Origin of the sequence: Kitasatospora sp. YST-16 (assembly GCF_026802215.1) — a bacterium.
In the GTDB taxonomy this organism is placed as follows: Bacteria; Actinomycetota; Actinomycetes; order Streptomycetales; family Streptomycetaceae; genus Kitasatospora; species Kitasatospora cineracea.
This window is the reverse complement of record NZ_CP113837.1, coordinates 1,716,932-1,733,428: the sequence shown is the minus strand read 5'-3', so window position 1 is coordinate 1,733,428 and position 16,497 is coordinate 1,716,932. Positions and strand designations below refer to the sequence as shown.

At 74.3% G+C, this 16,497-nt stretch carries 18 protein-coding genes; 10 read left to right on the top strand and 8 right to left on the bottom strand.

Annotated elements, in window-relative coordinates; genetic code table 11:
• Window positions 1-170 precede the first annotated feature (170 nt).
• The 5 genes from OU787_RS07865 to OU787_RS07845 all read left to right on the top strand — a co-directional run bounded on the left by OU787_RS07865 (window position 171) and on the right by OU787_RS07845 (window position 4,198).
• A complete protein-coding gene (locus OU787_RS07865; protein ID WP_030460994.1) occupies window positions 171-602 on the top strand; it encodes an SRPBCC family protein in 432 nt (143 codons plus the stop codon).
• An 8-nt stretch (window positions 603-610) separates the two neighbouring features.
• Window positions 611-1,777, top strand: a complete 1,167-nt coding sequence (locus tag OU787_RS07860; RefSeq protein WP_030460995.1) for an ArsA family ATPase — start codon at window positions 611-613, stop codon at window positions 1,775-1,777.
• Between the two features lie 43 nt (window positions 1,778-1,820).
• A complete protein-coding gene (locus OU787_RS34790) occupies window positions 1,821-2,129 on the top strand; it encodes a DUF5304 family protein (RefSeq protein WP_030460996.1) in 309 nt (102 codons plus the stop codon).
• A 196-nt stretch (window positions 2,130-2,325) separates the two neighbouring features.
• Entirely contained in the window at window positions 2,326-3,267 is a 942-nt protein-coding gene (locus OU787_RS07850; RefSeq protein WP_030460997.1) for an ROK family glucokinase, read from the top strand.
• Window positions 3,268-3,427: 160 nt separating this feature from the next.
• Window positions 3,428-4,198 (top strand): endonuclease/exonuclease/phosphatase family protein, encoded by a 771-nt coding sequence (locus OU787_RS07845; RefSeq protein WP_051817088.1) that lies wholly within the window; start codon window positions 3,428-3,430, stop codon window positions 4,196-4,198.
• Between the two features lie 51 nt (window positions 4,199-4,249).
• Here OU787_RS07845 and OU787_RS07840 read toward each other — a convergent pair whose 3' ends face one another.
• Together OU787_RS07840 and OU787_RS07835 are read right to left on the bottom strand one after the other, a co-directional pair.
• A complete protein-coding gene (locus tag OU787_RS07840) occupies window positions 4,250-4,654 on the bottom strand; it encodes a hypothetical protein (RefSeq protein WP_327059363.1) in 405 nt (134 codons plus the stop codon).
• Between the two features lie 233 nt (window positions 4,655-4,887).
• Window positions 4,888-5,667: an alpha/beta hydrolase gene (locus OU787_RS07835; protein ID WP_030461000.1), complete on the bottom strand. Its 780-nt coding sequence runs from the start codon at window positions 5,665-5,667 to the stop codon at window positions 4,888-4,890.
• A 176-nt stretch (window positions 5,668-5,843) separates the two neighbouring features.
• On the opposite strand from OU787_RS07835, the gene OU787_RS07830 reads away from it, so the two are divergent.
• From OU787_RS07830 to OU787_RS07820, 3 genes are all read left to right on the top strand, one after another.
• Window positions 5,844-6,695, top strand: coding sequence for a lysophospholipid acyltransferase family protein (locus tag OU787_RS07830; RefSeq protein WP_268661831.1), 852 nt, complete (start codon window positions 5,844-5,846; stop codon window positions 6,693-6,695).
• A 129-nt stretch (window positions 6,696-6,824) separates the two neighbouring features.
• A complete protein-coding gene (macS, locus tag OU787_RS07825) occupies window positions 6,825-7,937 on the top strand; it encodes a MacS family sensor histidine kinase (protein WP_268661830.1) in 1,113 nt (370 codons plus the stop codon).
• Window positions 7,927-8,598 (top strand): response regulator, encoded by a 672-nt coding sequence (locus OU787_RS07820; RefSeq protein WP_030461003.1) that lies wholly within the window; start codon window positions 7,927-7,929, stop codon window positions 8,596-8,598. The genes macS and OU787_RS07820 overlap by 11 nt, the downstream gene beginning before the upstream one ends.
• 13 nt (window positions 8,599-8,611) lie before the next feature.
• Here the strand turns inward: OU787_RS07820 and OU787_RS07815 are convergent, their stop codons facing one another.
• The 5 genes from OU787_RS07815 to OU787_RS07795 form a co-directional block, all read right to left on the bottom strand.
• Window positions 8,612-9,505, bottom strand: coding sequence for a transporter substrate-binding domain-containing protein (locus tag OU787_RS07815; RefSeq protein WP_030461004.1), 894 nt, complete (start codon window positions 9,503-9,505; stop codon window positions 8,612-8,614).
• 9 nt (window positions 9,506-9,514) lie between these two features.
• Window positions 9,515-10,504 (bottom strand): hypothetical protein, encoded by a 990-nt coding sequence (locus tag OU787_RS07810; protein WP_268658923.1) that lies wholly within the window; start codon window positions 10,502-10,504, stop codon window positions 9,515-9,517.
• Between the two features lie 2 nt (window positions 10,505-10,506).
• Complete coding sequence (locus OU787_RS07805; protein WP_268658922.1) at window positions 10,507-11,406, bottom strand: S1 family peptidase; 900 nt, start codon at window positions 11,404-11,406, stop codon at window positions 10,507-10,509.
• Complete coding sequence (locus tag OU787_RS07800; protein ID WP_051817089.1) at window positions 11,403-11,753, bottom strand: CU044_2847 family protein; 351 nt, start codon at window positions 11,751-11,753, stop codon at window positions 11,403-11,405. Before OU787_RS07800 ends, OU787_RS07805 begins: the two co-directional genes overlap by 4 nt.
• Before the next feature lie 105 nt (window positions 11,754-11,858).
• Window positions 11,859-13,796: an anthranilate synthase family protein gene (locus tag OU787_RS07795; protein WP_268658921.1), complete on the bottom strand. Its 1,938-nt coding sequence runs from the start codon at window positions 13,794-13,796 to the stop codon at window positions 11,859-11,861.
• A 303-nt stretch (window positions 13,797-14,099) separates the two neighbouring features.
• Between OU787_RS07795 and OU787_RS07790 the strand changes: the two genes are divergently transcribed.
• Window positions 14,100-15,431, top strand: a complete 1,332-nt coding sequence (locus OU787_RS07790; protein ID WP_030909098.1) for a class II 3-deoxy-7-phosphoheptulonate synthase — start codon at window positions 14,100-14,102, stop codon at window positions 15,429-15,431.
• Window positions 15,432-15,562: 131 nt separating this feature from the next.
• A complete protein-coding gene (locus OU787_RS07785) occupies window positions 15,563-15,811 on the top strand; it encodes a (2Fe-2S)-binding protein (RefSeq protein ID WP_030461010.1) in 249 nt (82 codons plus the stop codon).
• 42 nt (window positions 15,812-15,853) lie between these two features.
• On the opposite strand, the gene bfr is transcribed toward OU787_RS07785, so the two are convergent.
• On the bottom strand, window positions 15,854-16,336 hold the full coding sequence (bfr, locus tag OU787_RS07780; RefSeq protein WP_030461011.1) for a bacterioferritin: 483 nt from the start codon (window positions 16,334-16,336) through the stop codon (window positions 15,854-15,856).
• Window positions 16,337-16,497: the final 161 nt, after the last annotated feature.

The window sequence follows — 16,497 nt, the reverse complement described above, 5'->3', positions numbered from 1 at the left end:
CCCGGTGTTCCGATCGTCACACCGCAGGTCGGAAGTGCGGCGGGCCGATTCGCACCCTACGGCAGCGCGGAGGTGACCCGCCGGTAGGTGCCCGCGCGGGAAGCGCGCGGTCCCGCCCGCGATAGCCTCTGCTGGGCGTACAGCAGCACAGGGAGATCGCGGAGGCCGCAATGGCGGAGCACACCAGGTCGAGCATTGTCATCGACGCCACCCCGGCCGAGGTCATGGCGGTGATCGCCGACTTCGCCGCCTACCCGGAGTGGACCGGCGAGGTGAAGGAGATCGACGTCCTGGAGACCGGCCCCGACGGCCGCGCCGCCAAGGTCCGGCTGCTGCTGGACGCCGGGGCGATCCGCGACGAGCACACCCTCGCCTACACCTGGGACGGCGACCGGGTGGTCAGCTGGACGCTGGTCAGCAGCCAGATGCTGCGCTCCCTGGACGGCTCCTACGCGCTCGCCCCCGCCGGGAAGGGCACCGAGGTCACCTACCAGCTGGCCGTGGACGTCAAGATCCCGATGCTCGGCATGATCAAGCGCAAGGCCGAGAAGGTCATCATCGACCGGGCGCTGGCCGGCCTGAAGAAGCGCGTCGAGGGCTGACCCGGCTCGTGGCCACCCGCACCGTACTGGTCAGCGGCCCGGAGTCCGGCCGGATCGCCGCCGCCACCGCCCTGCACCACGCCCGGCAGGGCAGCGACACCCTGCTGCTGGCCGCCGACGACCCGCACCGCGCCGTGGACGACCTGCTCGGCGTCCGGCTCGGGCCCGAACCGGTCGACCTGGAGCGGCACCTGGCCGCCGTCCGGCTCGACGAGCAGGCCGCCTTCCGGGCCGCCCTCGACGGCTACCGCGACCGGCTCGCCCCCGCGCTCGACCTGATCGGCGCCCAGCCGCTGGACCCCGACGAGCTCGCCCCGCTGCCCGGCACCCGCGCCCTCGCCCTGCTGCGGGCGCTGCCCCGGGCCAAGGCCGAGGTGCTGGTGGTCGCCGCCCCGCCGCCCGCCGAGCTGATCGCCACCCTGGCGCTGCCCGCCCAGCTGGAGCGCTACCTGGCCCGGCTGCTGCCCGAGCAGCGGCAGGCCGCCCGGGCGCTGCGCCCGCTGCTGGCGGGCCTGGCCGGCGTCCCGATGCCCACCGACAAGCTGTTCGAGGCCCGGGCCGCCGCGTCCGCCGCGCTCGCCGAGGCGGCCGCCGCGATCACCGCGCCCGGCACCACCGTCCGCCTGGTGCTGGACGCCGCCCGCCCGGCGCCGCGCGCGCTGGCCCGGATCCGGGCCGGGCTGGCGCTGCACGGCCTCCCGCTGGACGCGGTGGTCGCGCACGGCGCGCTGCCCGCCGCCGCGACCGGCTCCGCCGACCCCTGGCTGGCCGCCGCGGCCGCCCGGCAGGACGAGCAGCTGGCCGCCGTCGCCGAGCAGGTCGGCGGGGCGCCGGTGCTGGTCGCCCGGCAGCCCGACGGCGACCTGGAGGCGCTCGCCGAGCGGCTCTACGCGGCCGGCGCGCCCCGGCCGCCCGCCCCGGCCGAGCCCCGGGTCGAGGACCGGCTGGCCGAGGAGAACCGGTTGGTCTGGCACCTGCCGCTGCCCGGCGCCGACCGGGGCGAGCTCGAACTGCTGCGCCGCGGCGACGAGTTGGTGCTCGGCGTCGGAGGTTACCGGCGGGTCCTGGCACTCCCGTCCGGTCTGCGCCGTTGCACGGTCAGCGGGGCCGGACTGGCGGACGGGGTGCTGTCGGTGCGGTTCACGCCCGATCCCGCGCTGTGGCCGCGCGGGTAGACGGGACCGGGGAAGAACGCCGGAGAAGAGAGGGAGTGGCGCGGTGAGCACGGAACAGCAGGACGCGGAGCGGCAGGAGCGGGAACGGCCGTCCGGGGCGGGGGAGTTCGCGCCGCTGGTGGAGGAGGTGCGGAGGTTCGCCACCGCACTGGGCGGCAAGGCCGTGGAGTTCGGCGGCCGGCTGCGCGAGTCGAACCCCGAGGTGTACGGCCACCTCGCCGCCGCGGGCGGTGAGCTGCTGGCCGCCTACCGGGCCGCGGTGGCCGGCCACGAGCGGAGCTGGTCCGCGCCCCAACACGCCGGGACCGAACGGGTGGACCTGGACGGGGCCGACGGGCCCTCCGACAAGTAGTTAAGGCGGTCGAATATCGTCGTCACGCTACGATGAAAACTCATTACCGAACGGTACCGTTGGTATGACTTCTGAAGGCACCATGACCAATGGGTCGGCAATTGCCTTCGAATAATGTACGCCTGGCTGTATACGTGGGTACCCCTCAGCGGGTACGGTTCCGCTGAGCGGGAACGAGTGAATAGCTGAGGGACACATGGCTCTGACCATCGGCGTGGACGTCGGCGGTACCAAGATCGCAGCAGGCGTGGTCGACGAGTCCGGCGAGATTCTGGCCAAGACCCGGGTGCCGACCCCGGCCGACCCCCAGTGGGCGGTCGACGCCATCGCCCAGGGCGTACGGGAGTTGAAGGAGCAGTTCCCCGACGTCGCGGCGGTCGGCGTCGGCGCGCCCGGGTTCGTCAACCGGGACCGCTCCACCGTCCTGATGGCGCCGAACATCGCCTGGGAGAACGAGCCCCTCAAGCAGCGGGTCGAGGAGCTCACCGGCCTGGAGACCGTCGTCGAGAACGACGCCAACTGCGCCGCCTGGGCCGAGTTCCGGTTCGGTGCCGCCGCCGAGTACGAGGACATGGTCCTGATCACCGTCGGCACCGGCATCGGCGGCGGCATCGTCCTCGACGGCCGGCTGCACCGCGGCCGGTTCGGCGTGGCCGGCGAGATCGGCCACCTCAACATGGTCCCCGACGGCCTGGAGTGCGGCTGCGGCGGCCACGGCTGCTGGGAGCAGTACGGCTCCGGCCGCGCCCTGCGCCGCTACGGCCGCGAGCGCGCCGCCGCCGACCCGATCGCCGGCAAGCGGATGCTCGACCTCAACGACGGCGTCGCCGAGACCATCCGCGGCATCCACATCACCGAGGCCGCCGAGGAGGGCGACCCGCTGGCGCTGTCCTGCTACGCGGAGCTCGCCGACTGGCTCGGCCGCGGCATGGCCGACCTCGCCGCGCTGTTCGACCCGGCCGTCTTCGTCCTCGGCGGCGGCGTCTCGGACTCCGGCAACCTGCTGCTCGACCCGGTCGCGGCGAGCTTCGAGAAGTACCTGACCGGCGGCCCGGCCCGGCCCCGCGCCCACGTGGTGCTGGCGTCGATGGGCTCGGCGTCCGGCATCGCGGGCGCGGCGGACCTGGCCCGGATCTGACGACGGGCGCCCGACCGGGGCGCGGGGAACGGCACGGGCCGGGCGGTGACGCCCGCCGCGCGCCGCTCCCCGCGCCCCGGTCGCGTGCTGCGGCACGGCCTCCCGGCCGCTGCACGCTTCCTCAACCAACCGCCGCCCCATCCCTGTTACTGTCGGTCAGGTGACGGACACTGAGGTTGCGTTGGCGTCGTCCGGGGCGGAGCCGGACGGGGCGCGCCGGGTGCGGGTGCTGAGTTACAACGTGCGGTCGCTGCGGGACGACCGGGCCGCGGTGGCCCGGGTGATCCGGGCCTGCGAACCGGACGTGGTGTGCGTGCAGGAGTCGCCCCGGTACTGGAAGACCGAGAAGGCGGCGGCCTGGCTGGCGCACCGGACCGGCCTGGTGATCCTGGCCGGCGGCGGGCGGGTGGCGGCGGGGCCGCTGCTGCTGGGCAACCTGCGGGTGGACCTGCTGGAGCTGCGGGACGTGCTGCTGCCCAAGACCCGCGGGCTGCACGCGCGCGGCTTCGCGAGCGCGCTGCTGCGGATCGGCGGAAGCCGCCCGTTCTCGGTGACCAGCTGCCACCTGAGCCTCGAACCCGCCGAGCGGCTGCGGCAGTTCGGCCTGCTGCGGGGCCAACTGCGGCCGGGCGAACCGGGAGTGATCGCCGGAGACTTCAACGAGCCGCCGGAGGGCCCGGGTTGGCGCGGCCTCGCGGCGGAACTGACCGACGCGCACGCCGCGGCGCCCTGGGGCGGGACGTACACCTCGGTGCCCGCGCAGCCCTACCAGCGGATCGACGGGGTGTTCGCCACGCCGGACGTCGAGGTGCTGGGCTGCGGGGTGCCGTACCCGCTGCCGGGCGTCACGGCGGCGGACCTGCGGGCGGCCACCGACCACCTGCCGGTGCTGGCCGCGCTGCGCGTCCCGGCCCCGGACCCGCAGCCCTAGGGACTCTCAGCCCTAGGGTCTGTCGTCAACCCCCGGGCGGGCGGCGGGCGTTCAGACGACGGCGCCGCCGTTCGGGTCCTCCGGCTCGTCCTCGTCGCGGTCCTTCATCCGGGCCACCAGGGTGCCGAAGCCGCCCAGGAAGGACAGGATGCCGACCCAGGCGGGCCAGCCGGAGACCTCGCGCCACACCACCGCGTCGAACAGCAGCAGCGCGGGGCCGCCCAGGACGGCCAGCCAGGCGAACTTGGCGGTGGTGTCGGCGGCGGGCAGCGGCGGGGGCTCCGGCGGGACGAAGTGGCCCTCGTCCGGGTCCTCGGCGGGGGTGAAGTCGCGCGGACCGTCACCCGGGCGGGGCACCGGGCGCGGGGTGAAGTCGCCCAGGCCGCCGCTGCCGGCGGCGGGCGCGGTCGGCCGGGGCCGCTCGCCGCGCTCGTGCTGGGCGCGCAGGTTCTCCACCTCGGGCCAGGCCGGGTCGGTGAGGTCGACCGGGTCGTCGAACTGGGCGACCAGCGCGGCGAAGATGGCGTCCTGTTCGGCCTGGCTGCCCGCGGCGGGGCGGCGCGGCGCCGGAGCGGGCGCGCCCCGTCGGCCCCGGCGGCCGGGGCGGGGAGTCGGGGGCCGCCGCCGGCTCGTCGCGGGGCAGGTCCTCGTCGTCGTTCGCCTTGCTGGTCTCGTTCACATTCGGCCTTTCAGCCCGAGTGGTTCCCGGCATCGACCGCCGCTGCCGGGGCCAGCCGCCGGACGAAGTCGAGGCTCGCCCCGAAGATCAGACCGGCGTCGTGGTCCAGCGTGGCCACGTGGAAGCTGCGCTCGAGCAGCAGCTCCGTCACATCGGTCGAGGATATCCGGGCGAGCACCAGCGCCGAGTTGCGCGGCGAGACCACGTGGTCCTGCGGACTGTGCATCAGCAGAACCGGCTGGGTCACCGCCGGCATTCCCTGCTGGACGCCCTCCCACAGCTTCGACAGTGACCAGGCGGCGTGCAGCGGCAGGCGGTCGTAGCCGACCTCGGCGGCACCGGGCAGCGCGATGTCGCCGGCCACGCCGGGGAGCGAGGGAAGCAGGTGGCGCAGCACCGGCAGGAGCACCGTCGCGGGGTTGTCGGAACGCACCGACGGGTTGACGAGCACCAGTCCGGAGATCCGGTCGCCGTGCTCGGCGGCCAGTTTCAGGGCCAGCGAGCCGCCCATCGACAGCGCGCAGACGAAGACCTGCTCGCAGTCGGCGGCGAGCTCCTCGAAGGCGGCCCCGGCGGTCGCGTACCAGTCCTCCCAGCGGGTCGGCTGGAGGTCCTGCCAGCGGGTGCCGTGGCCGGGCAGCAGCGGGACGGAGACGGTCAGGCCGGCCTCGGCGAGGTGTTCGGCCCACGGACGCATGGACTGCGGTGAACCGGTGAAACCGTGGACCAGCAGCACACCGACCGGACCGCCCGCGCGGCGGTACGGCTCGGCTCCCGGCAGCAGCGGCATGCAGGACTCCTGGAGGTGCGGGCAGGTGGGGGTGGCTCGATCGTCCCACGGGTGCGATGCGCCGTACAGGGGCCCGGCGCGGGCACCGGCGGTTCGCCGGGTGCACCGGGCGGCAGACGGGGGCATTAGGATCGTCCGGTCCGCACCACAGGAGGCCCCGGTTGTTCTACCGACTGATGAAGATGATCGTCGCGCCGCTGCTGCGGATCTTCTTCCGGCCGTGGATGGAGGGCGAGGAGAACATCCCGGACGAGGGTCCGGCCATCCTCGCCAGCAACCACCTTTCGTTTTCCGACTCGTTCTTCCTGCCGGCGCTGCTCAAGCGCCGGGTGACCTTCATCGCCAAGGCCGAGTACTTCACCACGCCCGGCATCAAGGGCCGGCTGACCGCCGCGTTCTTCAAGGGCGTCGGCCAGCTGCCGGTGGACCGCTCGGGCGCCCGCGGCGCCGGTGAGGCGGCGATCCGCAGCGGCATCGCGGTGGTCGAGCGCGGCGAGCTGTTCGGCGTCTACCCGGAGGGCACCCGCTCGCCCGACGGCAAGCTGTACCGGGGCAAGGTCGGCGGCCTGGCCCGGGTCGCGCTGGCCACCGGCGCGCCGGTGATCCCGGTGGCGATGATCGACACCGAGAAGGTGCAGCCCCCCGGCCAGGTGGTGCCCAACTTCGGCGTCCGGCCCGGCATCCGGATCGGCCGCCCGCTCGACTTCTCGCGCTACCAGGGCATGGAGAACGACCGGTTCATCCTGCGCTCGGTCACCGACGAGGTGATGTACGAGATCATGCGGCTGTCCGGCCAGGAGTACGTGGACATCTACGCGACCGCCGCCAAGCGGCAGCTCGCCGAGGAGAAGAAGGCCGCGGACGCCGACCGCAAGGCGCAGCAGAAGGCCGAGAAGGCGGAGGCCGACGCCGAGGCCAAGGCGGCCAAGGCGGAGGCGGCCAAGGCCGAGGCGGAGGCCGGTTCGGACGGCAAGACGGCTGCGGACGGCAAGGCGGCCGCGGACGACGCGAAGGACGCCGGGGCCTGACGGCCCGTCACGAGGGGGCTCGGGGTGAGCGAGGACCACAGACCCGTCGCGGCGCCGCGGCGCCGGCCGGCCGCGCCGGCCACGCCGGTGGCGCCCGCCGGGGTGGCGGCGGCGGTGGCGGCCGGCGGGATGTCGGTGGAGCTGCCGCTGTGGCGCGCCATGGGGTACTTCCGGGTCCTCGCGCTGGCGTACGCGGTGCTGCGGTACTTCACCGCGTACCGGGAGTTCCTGCACCCGGTGTCCGGCTGGATCTTCCTGGGCGCGCTGTCGCTGTGGACGCTGGCCTCCACCCGGGCGTTCGCCGGGCCGCAGCGGTGCACCTGGCCGGTGCTGGGCACCGACCTGGCCGCGGCCGTCACCGGCATCGTGATGAGCGGGTACATCGACACCCCGGCCCGGATCCACGCGGGCGCGCCGACCCTGCCGACCATCTGGGCGGCCGGCACCGTGCTGGGCTTCGCGGGCAAGGGCGGCTGGCGGCCCGCCGCGTTCGCCGGCGCGGTGATCGGCGCGGCCAACATCCTGGGGCACGGCGGGGTCAGCCCCGACAACCTGCACAACATCGTGCTGCTGCTGCTCGCGGGCTGCGCCATCGGCTACGTGATCGAACTGGCCCGGGCCAGCGAGGCGGTGCTCACCCGGGCGCTCCAGGTGGAGGCCGCCACCCGGGAGCGCGAACGCCTCTCCCGGGACATCCACGACGGGGTGCTGCAGGTGCTCGCCCTGGTCCACCGCCAGCAGGGCGACGCCGCCGAGCTCGGCCGGCTGGCCGGCGAGCAGGAACGGGCGCTGCGGGCCCTGATGACCGGCGGACGGCTGCCCGAGCAGCCCGAACCGGACGGCGAGCAGGACCTGCGCCCGCTGGTCTCCCGGCACGCCGACGAGCGGATCACCGTCGCCGCGCCCGCCACGCCCGTCCTGCTGCCCGCCGCCGCCGCCGCCGAGCTGGCCGCCGCGGTGGCCGCCGCGCTGGACAACGTCCGCCGGCACGCGGGGGAGGGGGCCCGGGCCTGGATCCTGGTCGAGGACGAGCCGGACGCGGTGACGGTGTCGGTGCGCGACGACGGGCCGGGCTTCCCGGCCGGGCGGCTGGCCGAGGCGCAGCGCGACGGCCGGCTGGGGGTCGCGCAGTCGATCCGCGGCCGGATGCTGGACCTCGGCGGCAGCGCCGAGCTGTACTCGGTGCCCGGCGAGGGCGTCGAGGTGGAACTGCGGTGGCCGAGGAGGGGACATGACGGCTGATCAGCCGGTGCGGGTGATGGTGGTGGACGACCACCCGATGTGGCGCGAGGGCGTGGCCCGGGACCTGGCCGAGGCCGGGTTCGCGGTGGTCGCCACCGCCGGGGACGGCGAGGAGGCGGTCCGTCGGGCCCGGGCCAGCACCCCGCAGGTGGTGGTGCTGGACCTCAACCTGCCGTCGCTGTCCGGCGCCGAGGTGTGCCGCCGGGTGGTGGAGGCCGACCCGGCGGTGCGGGTGCTGGTGCTGTCCGCGAGCGGCGAGCACGGGGACGTGCTGGAGGCGGTGAAGTCCGGCGCGACCGGCTACCTGGTGAAGTCGGCGGGCCGCGAGGAGCTGCTCGACGCGGTGCGCCGCACCGCCGTCGGCGACCCGGTGTTCACCCCGGGCCTGGCGGGCCTGGTGCTCGGCGAGTTCCGCCGCCTCGCCGGCGAGCCCGGCACCCCGGCCGAGCCCGCCGCCCCGCAGCTCACCCCGCGCGAGACCGAGGTGCTGCGGCTGGTCGCCAAGGGCCTGTCCTACCGGCAGATCGCCGACCGCCTGGTGCTCTCGCACCGCACCGTGCAGAACCACGTCCAGAACACCCTGGGCAAGCTGCAGCTGCACAACCGGGTCGAGCTGGTCCGGTACGCGATCGAGCAGGGCCTGGACGAGGAACTCGGCTGAGCCGGGCGGGAGTTCAGGCCGAGCAGCGGTCGCCGGCCGAGGTGGTGATCGGCTGGAAGGTGTCGCGGAGCTCCTTGTCGGTGAAGTCGGCCGGGGCGAAGTCGAAGTAGCGGCGCAGGCTGTTCATCCAGTCCGGGGTCTGCAGGTAGTCGTTGATCGCCTTGCGGAGCTGCTCGCAGGCCTTCTGGTGGCCCTTGGGCAGGACCATCATCAGGAACTGGGTCTTGCCGATGTGCGCGTCCCGGGCGACCCGGTAGGCGCGCCGGCCGTTGCTGCCGGAGTTGGCGGCGACGCCCTTGAGGACCAGGTAGTCGGAGAGCACGGCGTCCGCGGTGCCGTCGTCGACCCGGGCCAGGCACTGGGTGAGGTTCTCGCCGTGGACGGGCGGCAGGCCGCCGATCTCGTTCAGCTGGGCCTCGGCGGTGGTGCCGGTCGACACGCACACCCGCAGCGCCCTGAGGTCCTCGGCCTTGCCGACCGCCCGGGTGTCGTCGGCCTTCAGCAGCACGCCGAGCGGGGTCTGCAGGTAGGGGCCGGCCAGGTCGTACTCCTTCTTGAGGTCGTCGCGCTCGGAGACGTCGGCGATCACCAGGTCGGCCTTGTTGTGGTTGGCCTGGCCGTCGAGCAGGGCGTCCTCCCAGTTGGCGGTGGTGACCGGCGTCGCGGTGTAGGTGAGCGGCTTCTTGCCGACCGTGATCGTGCCGGTGACCATGGTGGCCAGGTGCGGTTCGAAGCCGTCGTAGGTGCCCTTGTCGGTGAACTCGGACATGCCGGGCCGGTCGCCCTTGAAGCCGATGTTGATCCGGTCGCTGCTGAACGCGGGCTCGTCGCCGCCGCCGCAGCCGGCCGCGGCCGGGGCGAGCAGGGCGAGGACGACCGCCAGGCGGAGCGGGCGCGGGATGGGCACGGGGGTCTCCTAGCGGGTGAACCGGACGTTCTGGATCTGGACCTGCTGGGCGCAGCCGGCCATGCCGCGCAGCCACAGGTTGAGCGTCATGGTGGTGCGGCCGGGAGGGACGGCGACGGAGACCCGTTGGCCGGGGGCCTGCCAGTCGCTCTCGTCGCCCTGGTCGGTGGTGAGTTGGGCTTTCAGGTCGTGGCAGCTGCCGGTGCCGGGCGCCGGGTCGGCCAGCAGCAGCTGGGCGTCCAGCCGGGTCGCTCCCGCGGGGATGTCCACGGACGCGCTGACCTTGCCGTTCGGCTCGACCGTGGGGCGGGTCCAGATCACCTGCTGCTCCTGCAGGACGGTCGGGCCGTCCGGCAGCAGCAGTACCGTGCCCAGGCCGGCCGCGGCCAGCAGGGCCACCACCGCGGCGGCGGCCAGCACGGGCCGGGGCACCGGCCGCGGCCCCGGCCCGGGCTCCGGCTCCTTGGGCGGCTGCGGGCCGTGGTGGGACTTCTCCACCGCCGCCCGGGCGTGCTGCGCCAACTCCTGCTCCTGCTGGGCGGCGAGGTCCTCCAGCAGCAGGGTGGGGCTGCCGATCACCAGCGCGTGGGTGGCCAGTTCGACCAGCCGCCGGCCGTCCGCCCGGACCGGGGTCACCGGCGGGAAGCACAGCACGCCCGCGATCACCACCAGGTCGGCCCGCTCGCGCACGGTCAGCCCGGGGGCGCCCTGGACCCGGGCCAGGAACGCCACCCAGTCGTTGCGCAGCTGCGCGCCGGTGACGCTGACCAGCCAGTCGTGCAGGTGCCCGATCGCGGCGCCGGGCTGCCCGTGCTCCTCGGCCAGGAAGCGGGCGATCCGGCGGGCGGACACCGACAGTTCGTAGTGCTGGACGTGGACGGGGTAGCGGACGGTCTCGGCCAGGTGCTGCTCCAGGTCCGGCAGGACGGGGGCGAGCTCGTGCCAGCCCGACAGGATGCGCTCCAGCAGCTGCCGGGTCTCCCAGGTGCAGCGGTCCATCCTCACTCCTCCGGGTCGACGGCCAGCAGGGCGGCGAGCTCGTCCAGGGCCCGGTGCGGGCCGCACAGTTCGCGGGCCCCGGCGAGCAGGGCGCGCAGCGCCCGGTCGGGGCGGCGGTGGTGCAGGCAGGCCGCGGCGACGGCGCGCAGGTGCACGGCGGCGTGCGCGTGGTACGGCACCCGGATCTCCTCGCCGGGGCCGAGCCGCTCGCCGACCGCCTGGACCAGCTCCAGCCGGGCCGCCGGGTCCTGGAACAGCGCGGGGGCGCCGAGCAGCCGGGCCACCTGGCCGGCCGTCACCGCCGTCGGGGGCGCGGGGGAGGGGGCGGGGGCCAGTTCCGGGGGCAGCAGCGGGAGCAGCGCGGAGAGCGGGGTGAGCCAGCCGCCGGCCGGGCCGCCGCCGTCCGCGGTGGCCTTGACCACGCCGACCACCCGGCCCTGCCGGTCGACCGCCATGCTGCCGCTCAACCCGCGCTGGATCCAGCCCTGTTGGACCCGCAGCCCGAGTCCGGACGGCCCGGCGACGGCCAGCAGCGCCGACTCCGGGCCGACCTCGCCGGTCACCGGGTTGACCGCGAAGCCGTGCACCAGGACGGCGGAGTCGCCCGCCGGGTCGGCGCTGCCCAGCGGCACCGCCGGGGCGCCGGCCAGCCCGGGCGCGGTGAGCAGGGCGAGGTCCGGCTCCGGGTAGGCGGCGCCGGGCCCGGGCTCGGGCGGGAACAGCCGGACGGCGCGCACCGGGTGGGCCGACCCGCCCTGCCGGGCGGTGAGTTCCGGGCGGCCGTGCACCACGTGCGCGCAGCTGACCAGCAGGCCCGCGCCGAGGTGGAAGCCGCTGCCGAGGAAGGTCCCGGCCGGGTCGGTGAGCCGGACCGCCGCGGCGGGCGCGGTGGACGGGCTCACTCGGCGGGGCGGTCGTCCGGCCGCTTCCAGCTCAGCCGGACCACCAGGCTGGCCTCGCCGCTGGCCTCGGCCAGGACGCCGATCAGCCGGCCGGACTTCATCCCCAGGGTGAGGCCGAACTCCACCTCGAAGCCGTCCGGGTCACCTGCCTCCCGGGCCGTCTCGCGGGCCCACCGCCCGACCGAGCGCACCGTGCGCCGGACTTCGCCGAGGCTGTGCGCGACGGTGGCGGAGACCGCGCCGGCGTCTCCCGCGGCGCGTTCGGAGCCCGGACGGACGGCGGCGTGCAGGACGCTGCCGTCGTCCATGGTGATCTCGACGGTGCCGGGCACGGACGAGTACGTCATGTATCCCCCAACTCATGACTGTGCGGCAGGACATGAATACCAGTCAGGTTCGGCGAGATCCATACCTTTCCGGAACCGGCGGGATCATGCGGCGGTCGGTCGGTCTCAGCCGCCGACGGCCGCGGCGGTGCGCAGCAGGTCGGCGACGATCCGCACCCCCTCCCGGGTGAGCACCGACTCGGGGTGGAACTGCAGCCCGGCGAAGCCCGGCCCGCGCAGCGCGTGCACGTCGCCGGTGCGGGCGTCCCGGGCGAGTTCGACGCCCTCGGCGGCCAGCCGGGCGGCGGCCTGGTCGTCGCAGCGGGCGGTGAAGGTGTTGTAGAAGCCGACGGTGCGGCGGGTGCCGAACAGGTCGATGCTCTCCTGGGCGCCCTGGTAGGGGACGGCCTTGCGGGCCAGCGGCAGGCCGAGCTGCGCGGCGAGCAGCTGGTGGCTGAGGCAGACCGCGAGCAGCGGCGCGGTGCGGGTCCCGGTGCGGGCGGCGGCCAGCGCGTCGGCGACGATCGGGCGCAGCAGCGCCATCTTCGGGTCGGCCGGGTCGGCCGGGTTGCCGGGGCCGGGGCCGAGCACCAGCGGGCCGGGGTGGGCGGCGGCCCGCTCGCGCAGGCCGGGGGTGTCGTGGCGGAGCACGGTGACGGTGTGGCCGAGCGAGCGCAGCAGGTGGGCGAGCATCGCGGTGAAGGTGTCCTCGCCGTCGACGATCAGGGTGTCGGCGCCGGGCAGCGGTGCGGCGGGCTGCTGCATCCGCAGCCAGAACGGGGCCAGGCCGGCCCGGCGGGCGTCGAGCGCGGCCTGCACCCGGTGGTCCTCGCCGAGCCGGGGCCGGGCGGCGCTCTGCCGGGCGGAGCGGGCCGGGCGGGCGCCGATCGCGGAGAGCACGCCGGCGGCCTTGGCGTGCGTCTCGGCGACCTCGGAGTGCGGGTCGGAGTGCCGGACCAGGGTGGCGCCGACCCGGACGACCAGCGAGCCGTCGGCGGGGTCGATGTCGGCGGCCCGGATGCAGATCGGCGAGTCCAGCTGCTGGCCGCCGCTGGCGGAGCGGCCGATCAGGGCGAGCGCGCCGGAGTAGTAGCCGCGGCCGCCGCGCTCGTAGCGGTCGATGACCCGGGTGGCGTTCTGCACGGGGCTGCCGGTGACGGTGGCGGCGAACATGGTCTCCCGCAGCACCTCGCGGACGTCCAGCGAGGTGCGGCCGCGCAGCTCGTACTCGGTGTGTGCGAGGTGCGACATCTCCTTCAGCCGGGGGCCGAGCACCTGCCCGCCGAGGTCGCCGACCGCGCACATCATCTTCAGCTCCTCGTCGACCACCATGGTGAGCTCCTCCAACTCCTTGGGGTCGTGCAGGAATTCGAGCAGCGACTCGGCGGTCGGGCCGGCGGCCGGATAGCGGTAGGTGCCGGAGATCGGGTTCATCACCACGGTGCCGCCGGACTGCCGGACGTGGACCTCGGGGGAGGCGCCGACCAGCACCCGGTCGCCGGTGTGCACCAGGAAGGTCCAGTACGCGCCGCGCTCGTGCTCCAGCAGGCGGCGGAACAGGGTGAGCGCGGTGGCGGTGGAGTACCCGGCCAGCTCGGCCCGGAAGTCGCGCCGGATCACGAAGTTGGCGCCCTCGCCGCGCCCGATCTCGTCGGCGATCACCCGGCGGACGATCTCCGCGTACTCCTCGTCGTCGATGTCGAACTCCCCGCCGCGCAGCCGAACCGGCGCGTCGGGCAGCGCGGCCAGCACCCCGGCCAGCGGCAGCGCGTACTGCTCCTCGACGGACAGCGCCCGCAGCGGGGTGCCGTCCTGCCGGGCCGCGAAGCCGCGTTCGCGGATCTGCGCGTACGGGACGAGGGCCAGCAGGTCGTGCCGGGGGCCGCCGGCGGGGACGCCGGCCGGGACGGGCAGGTCGGCCAGCGCCCCGTGGTCGGAGACCTCGCCGATCAGCAGCTCGACGGTGTCGGGGGCCAGCCGGGGGGCGCGGCGGTGCAGCAGGGCGAAGGCCGGGGCGCCGGGGGCGGTGAGCCGGGCGAGCAGGTCGGCGGTGGTGGTGGTCACGACTGCGGTGTTCCTTCCGGGAGGTCGCTGCGGGGGTTCCGCCGCCTCCGGGAGGCCGTGACGCTGCACACACACGTCGACGGCCGCCCCGGAGGGCGGCCGTCGTTCGTCGCTAGGGACGCGCGATCCGTGGGCCGCCCAACGGGCTGGCCCACCACCAGGAGAAGGTGTGCGTCGCGGTCACGGAGCCGACCTTAGCCCACCGGCGGGCGGCGGCGGGAGGGATCGGCCGGATGTCCACGAGCTGTCTCACCCACCGGGCGGCATCCCCAATCCGGTTGTGCCAACCCGTAGCCTTGCCCTGTGACCGTGACTAACCACTCCTGGCAGTCCCTGCCCGCGGCGCAGCAGCCTGAATGGCCGGACCAAGAGGCTCTGCGCAAGACCCTTGCCGAGCTCGCCTCCTATCCGCCCCTCGTCTTCGCCGGCGAGTGCGACCAGCTGCGCGCCCGGCTCGCGGCCGTCGCGCGTGGTGAGGCGTTCCTGCTCCAGGGCGGCGACTGCGCCGAGGCGTTCGACGCCGTGTCGGCCGACCACATCCGCAACAAGCTGAAGACCCTGCTGCAGATGGCGGCGGTGCTCACCTACGCGGCGTCCGTGCCGGTGGTGAAGGTCGGCCGGATCGCCGGCCAGTACTCCAAGCCCCGCTCGAAGAGCACCGAGACCCGCGACGGCGTCACCCTGCCGACCTACCGCGGCGACTCGGTGAACGGCTTCGAGTTCACCGCCGAGGCCCGGATCCCGGACCCGGAGCGCCTGAAGCGGATGTACAACGCCTCCGCGGCGACGCTCAACCTGGTGCGCGCCTTCACCACCGGCGGCTACGCCGACCTGCGCCAGGTGCACGCCTGGAACCAGGACTTCGTGCGCAACTCCCCGGCGGGGCAGCGCTACGAGCAGCTGGCCCGGGAGATCGACCAGGCGCTGGCCTTCATGAACGCCTGCGGGGTGGCCCCGGAGGAGTTCAAGACGGTCGAGTTCTTCTCCTCGCACGAGGCGCTGATCCTGGACTACGAGACGGCGCTGACCCGCACCGACTCGCGCACCGGCGAGCTGTACGACGTCTCCGGCCACATGGTGTGGATCGGCGAGCGCACCCGCCAGCTGGACCACGCGCACATCGAGTTCGCGTCCAGGATCCGCAACCCGATCGGCGTCAAGCTCGGCCCGACCACCACGGTGGACGACGCGCTGACCCTGATCGACCGGCTCGACCCGGAGCGCGAGCCCGGCCGGCTCACCTTCATCACCCGGATGGGCGCGGGCAAGATCCGCGACCACCTGCCCACCCTGGTGGAGAAGGTCACCGCGTCCGGCGCCCAGGTCGTGTGGATCACCGACCCGATGCACGGCAACACCTACGAGGCCTCCAGCGGCCACAAGACCCGCAAGTTCGACGACGTGCTGGACGAGGTCCGGGGCTTCTTCGAGGTGCACCGCGCGCTCGGCACCCACCCGGGCGGCATCCACGTCGAGCTGACCGGCGACGACGTCACCGAGTGCGTCGGCGGCGGCGACGAGGTGCTGGTCGACGACCTGCACCAGCGCTACGAGACGGCCTGCGACCCGCGGCTCAACCGCAGCCAGTCGCTGGACCTGGCGTTCCTGGTCGCCGAGATGTACCGCGGCCAGTGAGGCCGTAGCGGCAGATGTGACGAAGGCCCCTCCGTTTCCGGGCGATCCGGTGCGGAGGGGCCTTCTTCGTACCCGGAGCGCCAGGTAAGGTAAGGCTCAGTACACCGCACCGAACGTGGAAGGGGCCGCACATGTACGTGTGCATGTGCCATGCGGTCACCGAGGCCCAGGTCAAGCAGAAGATCGACGAGGGGGCCAGCACCCCGCGCCAGATAGCCCAGGGCTGCCGGGCCGGCACCGACTGCGGTTCCTGCGTGCGGCGCATCCAGGCGCTGCTCGGCGAGCACGGCGCCCGCCCCTGCCCCACCGCCCGGCTGGCCGAGCGCCTCGGCCTGGCCGACCCGGGAGCCGCCCCGGAGGGCGCCCCCAGGGCCGCCTGACGCAGCCCCCGGCTCGGCTGCCCCCGCTCGGCTGCTCCCGGCTCAGCTGCTCTCGGGCTGCTCGATCAACTGCGCGATGTAGAGCGCCTCGCCGAGCTTGTCCAGCAGCTCCAGCTGGGTGTCCAGGTAGTCGATGTGGTGCTCCTCGTCGGCGAGGATCGACTCGAAGATGTTCGCCGAGGTGACGTCGTTCTTGGCGCGCATCACCACGATCCCGCGGCGCAGCCGGTCGATCGCCTCGACCTCGACCTGCCGGTCGGCCTCGAACATCTCCTTGACGGTCTGCCCGATCCGGACGTGGAACAGCCGCTGGTAGTTCGGCAGGCCGTCCAGGAAGAGGATCCGGTCGGTCAGCACCTCGGCGTGCTTCATCTCGTCGAAGGACTCGTGCCGGGTGTACTTGGCGAGCTTGGTCCAGCCGAAGTTCTCCTGCATCTTCGCGTGCAGGAAGTACTGGTTGATGGCGGTGAGTTCGGCGGTCAACTGCTCGTTGAGGAACTCGATGACCTCGGGGTCGCCCTGCATGGCCTGCCTTCCTGTGCGCATTCCGGTCGCTGTCCGGATGCCCCGCATCGTGGCAGTTGAACGGGTGCGCTTCCAGTAAGTTCACGCTTACAGACGCGGTCGCGGGCGGTATTTCCGCCCGCTTCGCACCGCTCTGACCTGCGGTGATGTCGGATCGATTA

Bases quoted from the DNA above. Each gene is read 5' to 3' on its own strand.
- OU787_RS07865 (WP_030460994.1), top strand. From the start codon at position 171: ATGGCGGAGCACACCAGGTCGAGCATTGTCATCGACGCCACCCCGGCC.
- OU787_RS07850 (WP_030460997.1), top strand. From the start codon at position 2,326: ATGGCTCTGACCATCGGCGTGGACGTCGGCGGTACCAAGATCGCAGCA.
- OU787_RS07835 (WP_030461000.1), bottom strand. From the start codon at position 5,667: ATGCCGCTGCTGCCGGGAGCCGAGCCGTACCGCCGCGCGGGCGGTCCG.
- OU787_RS07830 (WP_268661831.1), top strand. From the start codon at position 5,844: ATGAAGATGATCGTCGCGCCGCTGCTGCGGATCTTCTTCCGGCCGTGG.
- macS (WP_268661830.1), top strand. From the start codon at position 6,825: ATGTCGGTGGAGCTGCCGCTGTGGCGCGCCATGGGGTACTTCCGGGTC.
- OU787_RS07820 (WP_030461003.1), top strand. From the start codon at position 7,927: ATGACGGCTGATCAGCCGGTGCGGGTGATGGTGGTGGACGACCACCCG.
- OU787_RS07810 (WP_268658923.1), bottom strand. From the start codon at position 10,504: ATGGACCGCTGCACCTGGGAGACCCGGCAGCTGCTGGAGCGCATCCTG.
- OU787_RS07800 (WP_051817089.1), bottom strand. From the start codon at position 11,753: ATGACGTACTCGTCCGTGCCCGGCACCGTCGAGATCACCATGGACGAC.
- OU787_RS07785 (WP_030461010.1), top strand. From the start codon at position 15,563: ATGTACGTGTGCATGTGCCATGCGGTCACCGAGGCCCAGGTCAAGCAG.
- bfr (WP_030461011.1), bottom strand. From the start codon at position 16,336: ATGCAGGGCGACCCCGAGGTCATCGAGTTCCTCAACGAGCAGTTGACC.